At 56.1% G+C, this 13,264-nt stretch carries 8 protein-coding genes and 1 tRNA gene; 1 reads left to right on the top strand and 8 read right to left on the bottom strand.

Annotated elements, in window-relative coordinates:
- Nucleotides 1-103 precede the first annotated feature (103 nt).
- The 6 genes from N902_RS0105805 to N902_RS0105780 all read right to left on the bottom strand — a co-directional run bounded on the left by N902_RS0105805 (nt 104) and on the right by N902_RS0105780 (nt 6,223).
- On the bottom strand, nt 104-1,237 hold the full coding sequence (locus N902_RS0105805; protein ID WP_027370167.1) for a 2-aminoethylphosphonate aminotransferase: 1,134 nt from the start codon (nt 1,235-1,237) through the stop codon (nt 104-106).
- Nucleotides 1,227-1,970, bottom strand: coding sequence for a phosphocholine cytidylyltransferase family protein (locus tag N902_RS0105800; RefSeq protein ID WP_027370166.1), 744 nt, complete (start codon nt 1,968-1,970; stop codon nt 1,227-1,229). The genes N902_RS0105805 and N902_RS0105800 overlap by 11 nt, the downstream gene beginning before the upstream one ends.
- 34 nt (nt 1,971-2,004) lie before the next feature.
- The gene (gene aepY / locus N902_RS0105795; RefSeq protein ID WP_027370165.1) at nt 2,005-3,144 is read right to left on the bottom strand and encodes a phosphonopyruvate decarboxylase; all 1,140 of its coding nucleotides are present in this window, start codon (nt 3,142-3,144) and stop codon (nt 2,005-2,007) included.
- Complete coding sequence (aepX, locus tag N902_RS0105790) at nt 3,141-4,745, bottom strand: phosphoenolpyruvate mutase (protein ID WP_027370164.1); 1,605 nt, start codon at nt 4,743-4,745, stop codon at nt 3,141-3,143. The genes aepY and aepX overlap by 4 nt, the downstream gene beginning before the upstream one ends.
- 6 nt (nt 4,746-4,751) lie before the next feature.
- Nucleotides 4,752-5,993, bottom strand: a complete 1,242-nt coding sequence (locus N902_RS0105785) for a LicD family protein (protein WP_153304148.1) — start codon at nt 5,991-5,993, stop codon at nt 4,752-4,754.
- Between the two features lie 153 nt (nt 5,994-6,146).
- Nucleotides 6,147-6,223, bottom strand: a tRNA-Arg gene (locus N902_RS0105780).
- A gap of 273 nt (nt 6,224-6,496) precedes the next feature.
- On the opposite strand from N902_RS0105780, the gene N902_RS0105775 reads away from it, so the two are divergent.
- Nucleotides 6,497-8,500 (top strand): oxidoreductase, encoded by a 2,004-nt coding sequence (locus N902_RS0105775; protein ID WP_027370162.1) that lies wholly within the window; start codon nt 6,497-6,499, stop codon nt 8,498-8,500.
- Nucleotides 8,501-8,572: 72 nt separating this feature from the next.
- On the opposite strand, the gene mutL is transcribed toward N902_RS0105775, so the two are convergent.
- Both mutL and N902_RS16630 read right to left on the bottom strand, forming a co-directional pair.
- Complete coding sequence (gene mutL / locus N902_RS0105770) at nt 8,573-10,348, bottom strand: DNA mismatch repair endonuclease MutL (protein ID WP_034621878.1); 1,776 nt, start codon at nt 10,346-10,348, stop codon at nt 8,573-8,575.
- 169 nt (nt 10,349-10,517) lie between these two features.
- Nucleotides 10,518-12,917 carry an LPS-assembly protein LptD gene (locus tag N902_RS16630; RefSeq protein ID WP_051564359.1) on the bottom strand — a complete coding sequence of 800 codons (2,400 nt, stop codon included), beginning with the start codon at nt 12,915-12,917 and terminating at the stop codon, nt 10,518-10,520.
- Nucleotides 12,918-13,264: the final 347 nt, after the last annotated feature.

The raw sequence follows: 13,264 nt of genomic DNA, 5'->3' as shown, positions 1-13,264 counted from the left end.
AAGCCTGAGCTTGCTTGAAGGTAAGCTGAAGCGCTGGTCACCCTCTTGCTGGGAAAGGCGCCTTGAGCATTGTAAAGGGGATGGGGTGGGGACAGGATGCGATCTACAAATCCTGACCTGATGCAGGCCGAATCCCTCGGTCTTGGAGATAGGTGCCAAGGATGTCGATGAAATCATGGATATCCCGTGGGGTGATTGCCCCGATGTTGGCAATTCGGAACGTGCCGATATCTTCGATTTTGCCGGGATATATGGTGAATCCCCTGCCGTAGAGATAATCGTGCATGTCGTCGAAATTGTAGGCAGGATCCTCAGGCTCAATAACCGAGGTGATCAAATGGCCTTGGCAGTGCTCCGGAAGTAAGCGTCCAAAGCCCAGTTTGTCCAGTCCGGATCGTAGAACCGACCAGCACTCTCTGTATCTGGCGATTCTCCCGGACAGGGTTTCCTCAAAAAACTCATCCAGGGCTTGATCCAGGGCGTAGATCGTCTGAACCGGAGGTGTAAACCGCATTTGACCGTTATGTTCGAAGGATGCGTCCTGTTCGGCAAGATTGAAGTAAAAGTTTCTCTTCGGATAATTCGCGGTCTTATGAATGTTCTTTTTCTTGGTGATGACAAAAGTGATTCCAGCCATCCCCTGGAGGTTCTTGTTTGAGGTGGAGACCAGGTAGTCGAATCCATCGCGCTGGATATCGATATCCATGCCAGCAAAAGAGGAAACGGCGTCGACCATGATTTCAACTCCCCGGGCATGAGCGATTCCGGCCAGCTCCACGGCCGGATTGATCATCCCAGTAGTGGTTTCATGCTGGACGACCCCAATATGGGTGATGTCTGGATAGCGATCAAGAATGCCCGTAATCTCGGCGGTGTCCGGGTACTGCTCAGGTCGGATCCGATATTCAACAATCTGCGAGGAGGCAATGTAGCGTTCTGTTATTTGCCTCATCCGCCGGCCGTAGGCCCCGTTGTTCACGATCAATACCCTGCCTGTCTCCGGGATAACTGAGCTGATCATGGCCTCAAGCCCACCTGTGCCGGAAGCGCCAAAGAGCACTGCCCTGCAGTCGTCCCCGCCGTTCACCACTTGGATGATCTTTTTTTGTACCTGCTGCATGAGTCGGCAGAAGTCTTTTTCTCTGGGGCAGATGTCCGGAACTACCTGGGCTTTCTTTACTGAGTCGGTAGTGGTTGCCGGTCCGGGGTTGAGCAGGATGGTTCGCTTAATGTCCATGATTCAGTGCGTTTCCTCCCAATAGGGGATAGATTTCTGTTTTCGCCCGCCGCAAGTGCGCTTCCGTGTCTATCTCGGCCCAAGGCAGATTGTCCATGCGATGCACGTGTACGGGAATCTTTTGTCCCAGGCGGATCAGTGCGGTCTCGTATTCTATCTGGTAGAGTTCAGAACCAGTTGAGGCAAATTGAGAAATCATGGTCTGGTAGGCCTCGGCGCTAAGCCGGGAAATGCCTACTAGTTCACCGTATATCCGATTCAGCTTCAGCTTTCTCTTGGACATATTCACCAGACAAAGCCGATCATCGGTCTCAATGTACACCTCGTCGCCGGAGTATGTCGCCGTGCTGGCCAGAATGACATTGTCGTGTTCATCAGCCAGCAGTGCTTCTACGGCCCGGGCATCATAGATAAGATCGGACTCAAGGAGCAGGAGGTCCTCCTCGATGTACTTCTGCATTGCGTACAGGGTGAAGAAGCTGCCGCTGGATGCGTAGCAGGGATTGTATACAGTCTCTACGCCCGGATATTCTGCGGCCAGGTTTTCGTAGAATTTTGCCCCGTGGCCTGTGCCGATCACAATCCGGCGGATGCCGGCACGGAAAAGGATCTGTAGAGACCGCTCAATAATCGGTTGTCCCCCGATGGGTACAAATCCCTTTGGTTTTCCGCACGACCACGTTCGCAGCCTGCTTCCCAGCCCCGCGGCCATGATCACGGCAAGCTCAGGCATACACGTTTTTCCCTGCGGACAAATGATGTGAGCACTACCTTCGTCCCTGGGCTGCAAAGGCCATGAACCGCTCCTTGATGCGATAAGGGGGGAGGGATGGTCGTTGCAGGTTTGGAGCCGCACCTTTCTGTACCCGCACATGGAGCAAAGTGAGCCGCGGAGTCCGTACCCACTGCTCCAGACGTCCTACGAGGCTTTCCAGCGTGTGGGCTCCAGTCGCCGCCGGGTAGCCGCAGGCATTTGCCAGCCCCGGGAAATCGACATTGTCGGATACTGTGGGCTGCCCTCCGGTGGAATCATAGGCCCCGTTGTCGATGACGATGTGCAGCAGGTTGTTTGGAGCGTAAAAGGCATTGGTGGTCAGGGATCCCAAGCGCATGATCACGGCTCCGTCTCCGTCGAGGGCAATGACTTTTTTATCCGGACGGGCCAGAGCGAGTCCCAGGGCAATTGAGCTGACGCAGCCCATGGAACCGACCATGTAGAAATTGTTGGCGGCATCCTCAATGTTGAACAGCTCCCGACTGGTTTTGCCGGTGCAGGACAGGACAAGGGTGTCCTGGGAGGAAAAAGTGGATATGGTCCGTAGGACGGCAAAACGGCTTGGGAGGACTCCGGGCTCCTCATTTTCCAGCCTCTTTTCAGAAATGCCGGTCCGTTGCCGCACCGGCAGCAGGTCAACACTGGAAAATGTGTCTTTGCGGATAATAAAGAAGAAGATCCCGTTGTTTTGCACCACCTGGTCCGCGGCTTTGAGCTGGGCCAGGGCTTCTTCCGTGCTCCGGCTCAAATAGGCGTAATGAGCATCGGCAACTTCCAGCATGGCTTGGGTCTTGCGGCCGGTCAGCTCGTGCTGGGGGGCATCGGAGATTCCTTCTTCTCCCCGCAGGCTGACGAATCCAAGCAAGGGGATCTGGAAGGGATAGTTTAGCGAGGTCAAAGGGGAAAGGGCATTGGTCAGACCTGAGTTCTGCATCAAAGTGGCTGATTTTTTCCCTCCTAGGACGGATCCGGCGGCCACAGCCACGGCATCACCCTCGTTGGCCGCTTGTATGTATGTGCAGTGGCTTACGGTATAGTTGATCAGATGCTTCAAGAACGAGCAGGGTACTCCGCTGAAGGTATCATACCCCAAGCTGGTCAGTGCTCTTCCAAACTGATAGGTATCAATCACAGAAATTCTCCAACATCTGCGATATCGAGGAGGTTGTCCACGTCCAGCCAGCCGCCCTTGGTGTAGACGACCTGGATGGTACAGGCCGGTATGAGTTCCCGGAGCATATCTGTGAGGGCCAGTTGATTGAAGTTTTCCCATGTGCTCATTTTTTCCAGGGTGTCACGAATCATCCGTGTCCCCTTTGGACTGGAGGCAATGATCCCCGCCCATTCGCCATGGGCTGTCTCGTCATAGACTTTTACTGATATATCTTGAAGATAAATATCTTTGTTCAGGAAGTCGTTGGTGTATGGCCTGCTGCACATCACATGGTCATGCTCTTTTGAACTTGTGTCCTTGTCCGCATCGACCAAAATGCGAATATCCGCCTCTTTGTCCAGCATATCGGTAATCAGATGGGATCGGTATAGGCAGTCCCCATACATGATCAGGCTCTCACCTTCAAGGACGTGCCTGGCCAGATACAGGGAGTAGAGCTCGTTTGTTTCGGCATACGCGGCATTATCGATGGTATTGTAGCCGTCGCCGGATATGGCGCCCTTCATGTATCCGCGGACAACGTAAATGTCATTGATCTTGTGCTTATTAAGCTTGGCAACAGTGTCGTCCAGGATTGCTCTGTTGTTGACCTTAAGCATAGCCTTGGGACGATCGGCGGTCATTTCTCCAAACTGGCTTCCCCGGCTGGCAGCTAGGATGACTGTCTTCGCTCTGCTGTTCTGCAGGGTGTCGTATCTGTTTTCGGCCGCTTCCAGTTCCGGGGCTCCTTGAAGGCGGAATATTTCAGATACTGGTACGATATGGTCTTCGATGGAGGCTACTGATTCTTCGGCATGGATTCTTTGAGCAGCTTTCTGCATAGCTTGTACTGAAGCCCGGACAATATGGTTGGCCCAAATGGCCAGGCTGATCCCCATGTCCTGGAAATGTCCAGTGGGAGTCGAATAGTACTTGGTCGGAACGATGACCACCGGGTGCCGGTCGGCCCATTCGCGCATAAAGGCTTCAATATCCGCGGCGGTCCTTTTCTTGCTGTGGATCAAGACAGCATCTGCCCCGGCCCGGCGATAGGCCTCGGCCCGCTCGATGGCCTGCTTGAGACCAAGTCCGGCTATAAAGGCCTCAACCCGGGCCACGATACAGAAGTCCGGATCGGATTGGGTGTCTTTTCCGGCCTTGATTTTGCCGCAAAAGGTATCGATGTCTTCGAGGGGCTGCTGTTTGCCTTCGATCAGGGAATTGGCCTTGGGAAAGCGCTTGTCTTCAATACACACGCCTGCAATTTCGCGCTGCTCCAGCTTTTTAACCAGGCGGCGAAAGTTGTTGAAGTTGCCGTAGCCGGTATCCCCGTCAAGCAATATTGGGATTTGGGTGGCATCACTCATGAATTCTGCTGTCTCCAGGATCTGGGTCCAGCTGGCCTCATTGCTGTCACGCACTCCAAGGGCGGCTGAAATCGAGAGCCCGCTGCCCCAGATGCCTGAAAATCCAGCCTCTTCCACGATCCTGGCGCTCAATCCGTTGTGCGCCTCGCAGATGAACTCCAGCGATTTGCTGGTAAGCAATTCACGCAGCAGAGTAGTTTTGGCTTTGTTCATATGAGCTCATATTCCTCTTTCAGCAATAGCGCTGTCATCAAGCCCGGTTCGAAATGAGGGATCCGGCTCTCGCCAGTTCCCATAGCGGATCTGCAGATATTCCTCAACATGGGCAGGAATGCATACTGTCCGCCCTTCCCATTGGATGGTATCCAGCCGGTCGAAGAACTTGGCCGGGACCTTTTTCAGCATGCCGCAATCCAGCCATACATACTCATCGCCAACCCTGTATTTGGCGATGAGGTCTCCCCAGGGCCGAGGTGTCTTTGGTCTGTGTGGGAGAAGCGGAAGGTACCGGTATACGTATCTCTCTATCTGTCGTAACGGTGAGCCGAATTTGAATTTCCGGCATGAAGTCGGCAACCAGGGGGTATGTCCGGTCTTGGGAATCAGTATGTACTGGGGCAGAAAGCGGTACCTGCTGCGTAGAACCAGGGGAACGCTCTCACCGGCGATGCCCAGGTCCACGTCATTGTCCCAGGGAATAAGGTCCCCTTCCCGCATAATGCCCAGCAATGTCCCATCATCCAGCCAATAGCGGACCCCAACCTGGTTGAAAATGTCAATGGTCCGCAACAGAAATTTCTTCATATTGTCCAGGGCGTTACCGGTCAGAACCGGCTTGGGCTGACTTTTCGCTTGCCGGGGCTTGAAGGGAACTTGAGCCAGCCTTTGTTCAGAAGCAATGGAGCAATCGTCGATGGTGGAGAACCAGTATCTTTTGGGTGTTTTCCACTCCCCGTACCTGGCGCGTAGATAGGCTTCCGGTTTTTTGGGAACCGGATAGGCTCTGCCATCTATAACTACTCTGCTCCTTTCTACCAGGAGATGGGCAGGTACTGCCTTGCATGTTTTGTGGTCCACCCATCTATATTCCGAATCTGTTTTATGCTTTATGGTGATATTAACGCACAAAGGATTTTTGTGGCTGCTCTGCCAGGTATACATGATCTTTGCCCGGCTGATGGGTTGGCCAGTCCACTCCCGGCCGGTCTGATCGGCAACCAGCTTCATTCGAAACAAACGAGGCAAGTCCTTTTGTGCTGCTCTCAGGGTAGGAAGGTCCTTGGCCTCGATCCCCAGATCTATATTGGTATGCCAGCCAGATATTCCGTTTTCCCGCCACAGACTGAGCAGGGTACCGGACTCGAGCCAGTAGGCAATGTTCAAGCTCTCCAGGATGTCTGCTGTACGAATCAGCATCTTTTTGCTGCCGGAGTGCATTGTGTATGTGGTGTCTGTATGCATAAATATTTCAATGTTGTGGTGGATAAAAGAAATGCTCAAGAAACTCCATCCACCCTAGATGATTCTAAATGAAAATCTACTCTGTGTCGAATGGCCAACAAAAAAGGGGGTACAGTCTGCTTTCAGATGCATCCCGTAACCCCCCTGACATACTGGTGCCCCCGGGGCGATTCGAACACCCGGCACCGAGATTAGGAATCTCGTGCTCTATCCTCCTGAGCTACGGGGGCGGGAGAGGACCGTTCGGTCCGGCGGACATAAAGGGCAAAGCTGTTTTCGGTCCCGCCCTGTTCTATGAACAAGGCAGAACTTCAATGCCGTATCCGAGCGCTGTTGTCAATGTCTCCGAGGAAAGGACGCCCGGTTCCGGGACTAAAGCAGTTCGGAACTGGCCGGAAGGCATCAAAGAAAGGGCACGCCCATCATTGACAGTAGACGACCGGTCTATTAGGACCAGGATACCGGCTCAACAAACCCATCAAGCCAACTCACGAGGAGGCGTCATGCACGATCCCCTGTTTCAGCCCATAACCATCAACTCTCTGGAGATTGCGAACCGGATCTATATGCCTGCCATGCACCTGAACATGGCCGATCAGGGACAGGTGACCGAGCAAATCCAGGGCTTCTACGCCCACAGGGCCCAGGGCGGGGCCGGAATCATCTGTGCCGGGTATGCGACCATTGATGAGCAGTCCGGGTCCAGCCTGAATATCGGGGCCCACAACGACGATTTTATCCCCGGACTGTCCGCATTGGCCCGGACCATTGAGGAAAACGGGGCCAAGAGCTGTCTTCAGCTCAATCATGCCGGGCGGTACAATTTTTCTTTTTTTATGGACGGCAAGCAGGCTGTTGCTCCTTCTGCCCTGGCCTCCAAGCTGACCGGCGAGCGGCCCAGGGCTCTGGAAATCCACGAAATACAAGGGATCGTCCGCAACTTCGGCCGGGCCGCGGCCAGGGTGCGGGAAGCGGGGTTTGACGCCGTCGAGATCCTGGCCGGTACAGGCTATCTGATCAGCGAGTTTATTTCGCCAGTCACCAACCTGCGGGAGGACGAGTACGGGGGGAGCTTTGCCAATCGGATGCGCTTTCCCCTGGAAGTCCTGGGTGCAGTCCGGAAGCAGGCCGGGGCGGATTTTCCCCTGGTGGTCCGGATGAACGGCAATGATCTGATGCAGGGAGGGATGAGCAGCAGTGATCTGCTGGAGGTTGCTCAAAGGTTGGCTTCTGACGGGTTGGTGGACGCCCTTCATGTCAATGTGGGCTGGCACGAGGGCCGGGTTCCGCAGATCACGGCCAGTGTTCCCAGGGCTACGTTCGCTTATTTGGCCCGCCGGATCAAGGAACGAACCGAGGTGCCGGTGATAGCCAGTCACCGGATCAATGATCCGGATGGAGCCCGGGAGCTGGTCGGCAGCGGTATGTGTGACATGACGGCCATGGGCCGGGCCCTGATCACTGATCCTGATCTGCCGAACAAGGCCAGAGAGGGCAGGGAGCAGGATATTGTGCACTGCATCGGATGCGCCCAGGGCTGTTTCGACAATATATTCCGTCTTAAACCTGTGGAGTGCCTCTGCAATCCCCGGGCCGGTCACGAACTGGAGACTGATATATCTCCCAGTGCAGAGCTCAGAACCATCCTGGTCGTGGGCGGAGGTCCGGGCGGAATGAGTGCAGCCCTGGCTGCCAGGGCCAGAGGACACCGGGTGGTCATATGGGAAAAGTCAAACCGGCTCGGCGGTCAGCTGTGGCTGGCTGCCGCTCCGCCAGGACGGGAAGAGTTTGCTGTTTTGGCCCGGGACTTGTCCCACCAAGTGCATGCTGCCGGAGTCGAGGTCATCCTGGGCAAGGAAGCTTTTGCCGCCGATATTGCCAAGTTCGGCCCGGACGAGGTGATTGTGGCCACCGGGGCTGAGCCCGTCATCCCGGATCTTCCAGGTGCGGACCTGTCCCATGTGGTTCAGGCCTGGGATGTTTTGGGCAAGAAGGAATGGCCCGGGCGGCGGGTGGTTGTGCTCGGCGGTGGCGCCGTGGGCGTGGAATCGGCACTGGCCTTGGCCCGGCGGGGAACGCTGGGCGGTGCTGAGCTCAAGTTTCTACTCGAGCACCGGGTGGAGGACTGTGACTATCTGCGCAAGGAGTGCCTGCACGGTACCCACGATATTGTTCTGGTGGAGATGCTGGAGCGCATTGGGCAGGATATCGGGAAGAGCACCCGCTGGACCATGCTCCAGGAGCTTCACCAGCTGCAAGTCAAGGTCAAGACCAAGACCAGGGCGGTTGGGATTGAAGAGCAGGCTGTCCGGGTCGAAAAGGATGGAGAGCAAATCAGAATACCCGCAGACAGCGTCATCCTGGCCCTGGGGTCACGGCCGTACAATCCTTTGCAAAGCGAGCTGGAGGCCGCGGGGCTTTCCTGCCGGATGGTCGGGGATGCCCAGAACGTGGGGCAGGCCATCCACGCCATTCATACCGGTTTCGCCGTGGGACGGGCAATATGATCGATACATGGCAAAGCCGGTGACCGGTTCCGAGCTGGAGTGGTCTGCCGCAATCTGCCCATCGGAACAGGCTCACCCCTGGCGCTTAAACATCCGTTCCAGATCCTGTTCCCCCAGGGCGACCACCGCTGGTCGCCCATGGGGGCAATATTCCTTTTGGGGTGTGCAGGTCCACAGCCGGATAAGCTCCAGCGCCTCCTGCGCGGACAAGGTTTCACCGGCCTTAATCGCCTGCCTGCAGGCCATCATCTGCCACAGCTCTTCTTGAGAATTGACCTGCTGGCCCAGGATCTGATCCAGAAGCTCCTTGGCCCGGGCGGGGTCCAGATGGACTGGGACGGCCCGGACAAGCACCGTCCCGGCCCGAGAGTGGTCCAGCTCGAATCCTATCCGGCGCAGGGCGGGAATAACCCGTTCCAGGTGCTCTTCCTCACTGGGATGCAGAGCGCGCTGCACGGGGACGGCCAGGGGTCTTTTGGCTCCCTGTTCGCCCTGGGTTGAAAACCGGTGATACAGGATGCGCTCGTGGGCTGCGTGCTGATCAATGACCACAAGTTCGCCTCGGACGGTGCTGAGCAGGAGATAGTTGTTGTGGATCTGCCCCAGATAGGTCAGTCCCTGCACTTCAGGCCGGGCCGGGGCGTGCGGCACGGAGGGCTGAGGGAATGTCTCGCCGTGGGCGTCTGCAGTTTCGGAGGGGACACCGTTATCCGTATGCCGGTCTTGGTGATCCACATCTGACGGAGCTTCGTGAGCCCCTGGAGCTGCGAAATCCTCAAAGGTCTGGAATTTGTACCTGGATTCCTTGGGAGGGACAGAGCTTTCAGTTGAGGCCGGGTTGGGTTCGACTTGAAAGCTTGACCTGGCCAGGGCCGAGGCAACTCCCTTGTGCAGGAGGCTGAAGACCCGCTTTTCATCTCGAAACCTGACCTCCTGCTTGGCCGGGTGGACGTTGACATCCACTTCCCGGCTGGGGATGTCCAGAAACAGCACTGCCTGGGGGTACTCCTTGTGCAGAAGCCGACCCTTGAATGCCTGGCGCAGGGCGCTGATCAAGGTTTTGTCCTGGACCGGCCGCCTGTTGACAAAGAAGACGATCCTGTCACCTCGGCCCTGGGCGGTTTCCGGGTGCCCGATGAATCCGGAGATGGCGTAGTCTCCCTCCTGGGTTTCGACTTCGATGAGCCGCTCGGCTATGGACGGGGGCCAGATGCGGTGCAGGCGGGCAAGAAGGTCCTGGCCTGACGGAAAGTCATACACTGTCCGGTCGTTGGAGATAAAGGTGAAGGCGATGTCCGGGTTGGCCAGGGCAAATCGGCACATTGTCTCCTGGCAGCGTTTGGCCTCAGTCTGCTGGGTTTTCAGGAACTTGAGCCGGGCCGGAGTGTTGGCGAAGAGGTCCCGGACCTGGATGCTGGTTCCTTCCCGAAAGGGGATGGGCTTGACCTGACCCAAAAGGCCAAACTCGACGTCCAGCTCAGCTCCTTCCTTCTGCCCCTCCCGAATGGACCGGATCTGCATCCTGGAGACCGAACCGATGGATGGCAGGGCCTCTCCTCGAAACCCGAAGCTGGCGATATTCAACAGATCCTTAAACGCGGTGATCTTGCTCGTGGCGTGACGGGTCATGGCTTGAGGAAGCTGGTCCGGGGCCATGCCCTGTCCATTATCCTCGACCCGGATCAGGGTCTGGCCTCCGCCTTCAATGAGGGCGGAGATGCGGGTCGCCCCGGCATCCAGGCCGTTTTCCACCAGCTCCTTGAGTACGCTGGACGGACGTTCCACCACCTCCCCGGCGGCTATCTGATTCTGCAGCTCTGGAGGCAGGACCTGGATGTCGAAAACCATGGCTTCCTTGATGCGCCTGCAAAAAAATATGTTTTTGCAGGCAGTGTTAAGTTTTAAGTTGAAAGTTTTAAGTGAAATCAAATAGTTGTAAATTTTAATTTATGTGTTTAACCCCAGTCTTCGACTTTTTGCAGTTGAGTCTTTCTTGCAGGGCTTCGGGTTTCTGTTGCTACTGCTCAAGGCTGATGTCTTGTCCAAACTGCCCGATTGGCAGCAGATTGAGCATGAACATAACTTTCTTGTCGTACTCCGTGCGCTCAAACTCTACATTTATGCCCCAGCATTGATGCCTGTAGGTGACATTGAGACGCTGATGGATAATCTCTGATTCTTCGAGATCCTGCTTGATGTCCACCCCCACCTGCCAGGAAGGGGAGATCCTGTGCGTTCCTCCCACCCGCAGGACGTTGATGGCGTCCTGCCCGCTGTCGATGGTGTAATCATCATCATCCTCCTCATCCAGACCGTTATGCCAGATGTCGTTGTCTATATCCTTTTGGTAGTCCAGCCCGAAGAAAAGGGAAGAGTTCTTTCCCGGGCGGACCTCCAGGGTGTGTTCATGCTCGGTAAAACTGGACTCGTAGGGTGAAAACCAGGACTTTGAGTATAATGAGAGCCAGGAGGCCGGATGGAGCTGCAGCTCGGCCCGGATGTCGGAAAAAGGACGGCGGAGGGTAATGGCCTCGTCTTTTTCGCGCAGGGTCGGTTCCCGGAACTCATAGCTCTGTTCCAGCTCAAAGGTGCAGAAATCGCGGTAGCTGTTCTGGATCTGGGACGTGGCGTTGCCGCTGGATGCAGGCTTCAGGGTGGCCTTTCGTCTGGTCAAAATGGACTTAATGGAGTAGGTCAGTCGGTTTGTGGGATCTATGCGGTCCAGGTAGTCGAAGTCCGGAAGGTCCTCCTGAATATTGTTCGGGATGAAGTTCCATTCCAGCTCGGGCTGAATGGTGTGCTTGATGCCGGTCCACTGGGAGTCGCCGGAGGTTTCCAGGCCGTGTCCTGGGCCCTGCCTGGGAGTGAAGTCAAAGACCCGCTGAAGGGAAGTGAAGGCGGTCACCCGGGCATCGAAAAGCCCCCGGGTGAGGGTGGTGCCGTCCACATCAGGATCGTTTTCCACCCGGTCCAGGGTATACAGGGTCTGCCGCCATCCGATCCTGGGGATGATGGTCCCGTAGGCATTGCGCATGGGCAGGCTGATCTGGGGGTGCAGATCGGTCCGTACACCGGTTGTGCCGTACTCCCGCCAGAAGTAGGTCATTTGGTTTTGAGCCTCCCACTCCAAGGGGGTGGACAACAGGCGGGACTGGTAAAAATCGAGATTGACCTCCGGCAGACGCTGCAGGGTGGGATTGAGAGACGATGACAGGTTGTCGTTCATGTATTTCAGGTCCTGGGTGTACTCGACCTGGGTGGTCAGCCCCATCTGGGCCCAGTTCCGGCTGAGCTGAAAGATGCTGGTCCGTTCCAGTACGTCCTCATCCTGGATGTCCCGTCCGAACTCGGAAAGAAAGATCTCCCGGCTGGTCTCAAATCCGCTCATCCCGGAGTCGAACTCCCGCAGATAGTCCTGATCCGAGACCAGGTCCACATCCAGCTTGGTCTTCCAGTCAGGAGTGAACAGCCGACCGTTGTATTTGCCCCGGATCCAAAACCGGTCGGTGTTCGGTCGGTTCCACCTGTCGTTTTGAAACTGATCCAGCTTCTCATCGTCGTCATCCAGGGAGTCACTGAGCCAGTCGGCCCGGAAATAGCCCTTGGACATCAGATTGGGGGTGGTTCTGTACTCCAGGCCGAGCATGAGGCCTCTATTGCTCATCATGTTGGCGTACACGGTTGCATCCCGATCCGGGCCCAAAACCTGGTAGTAGGGGAGGTTGATCCCGTATCCGTCCCGGTCTCCGGTGGTGATCTCGGGCATTAAGAATCCGGACTGGCGCTCCTTTTTGGCCGGCAGGATCAAATACGGCGCATACAGGACCGGGAATCCTTTGACCTGAAACCTGGGGTGGGCCATCCGGGCGTAGCCGTCCAAAGTCACCGATCCTTTGGAAGTCTGTACAGACCAGGCCGGCTTGGATCCATCGCAGGTGGTGACCTGGGCCTGGTCGAAACTGTAGGTTTCCGGGCCGGTCTTGCGCATCCGGTCCCCGCGCACGTAGAGGTTGGATTCCTCCATGAAGATCTGCCCATTGGTCAGCCAGCCCACCTCATTCTTCAAGTCAAATTCCGCAGTCTCAGCCTGCAGGGTATCCGGCCCGAATCTGATGCGGATATTTCCATTCAGGTAGACCCAGTCCGTATCCCAGAAGTATCGGGCAAAATCAGCCTGCAGGGAATCATTGCCCCGGGTAAGCAGGACGTTGTCTTCCGCCTCGACCACTTTTCTCTTTTGAAAGGTTTCCATGGTCTCGGCCCGCAGGATCCACGGCTCTGATCCTGATCCGGAGTCAATGCGCAGGGAGCGCGACTGGGCCCCAGCCTCCATGGCCGGGAGGCAACATGCCAGGATAATGGAAAAAAGGACAAGGGAGCGGAGGCGACAGGGAAAGGGAGCACAAGGATGCAGCATGGATAATCAGCCGGATTTTGCGGAGTTTCGCATCATGAGCCGGGCAAGGATTCAGCCGGATTGTACCGAAGACGTTGGGCTAGGCTATCTCCCCTGCAAATAGACGGAAATGACCTGTTTGTAAAGAACGTCGTTCTGGTCTGGCAAGCTCGCCAGGAATCTCGTGAACCATTCCGGGGGCGGCGGATACGCGGGCATGTGGTGCTTTTCCGTAGTGGATGCCTGATACAAATTTGTTTCGTATCGATTGTGTTGCGTCGGCTCAGCCTGGCGCACCTGAGCGCGCACAAAATACACGGCAAACTCTTATGCATGCTATTCCACTTTCTGTGTCGAAGAGCCTGAAC

It is taken from the genome of Desulfovermiculus halophilus DSM 18834 (assembly GCF_000620765.1).
GTDB lineage: Bacteria > Desulfobacterota > Desulfovibrionia > Desulfovibrionales > Desulfothermaceae > Desulfovermiculus > Desulfovermiculus halophilus.
Note: the sequence above shows the minus strand (reverse complement) of the source record. Positions and strands in the feature narration are given on the sequence as shown.

Coding starts and splice junctions, on each gene's coding strand:
- N902_RS0105805 (WP_027370167.1), bottom strand. CDS start 1,237: ATGGACATTAAGCGAACCATCCTGCTCAACCCCGGACCGGCAACCACT.
- N902_RS0105800 (WP_027370166.1), bottom strand. CDS start 1,970: ATGCCTGAGCTTGCCGTGATCATGGCCGCGGGGCTGGGAAGCAGGCTG.
- aepX (WP_027370164.1), bottom strand. CDS start 4,745: ATGAACAAAGCCAAAACTACTCTGCTGCGTGAATTGCTTACCAGCAAA.
- N902_RS0105785 (WP_153304148.1), bottom strand. CDS start 5,993: ATGCATACAGACACCACATACACAATGCACTCCGGCAGCAAAAAGATG.
- N902_RS0105775 (WP_027370162.1), top strand. CDS start 6,497: ATGCACGATCCCCTGTTTCAGCCCATAACCATCAACTCTCTGGAGATT.
- mutL (WP_034621878.1), bottom strand. CDS start 10,348: ATGGTTTTCGACATCCAGGTCCTGCCTCCAGAGCTGCAGAATCAGATA.
- N902_RS16630 (WP_051564359.1), bottom strand. CDS start 12,917: ATGCTGCATCCTTGTGCTCCCTTTCCCTGTCGCCTCCGCTCCCTTGTC.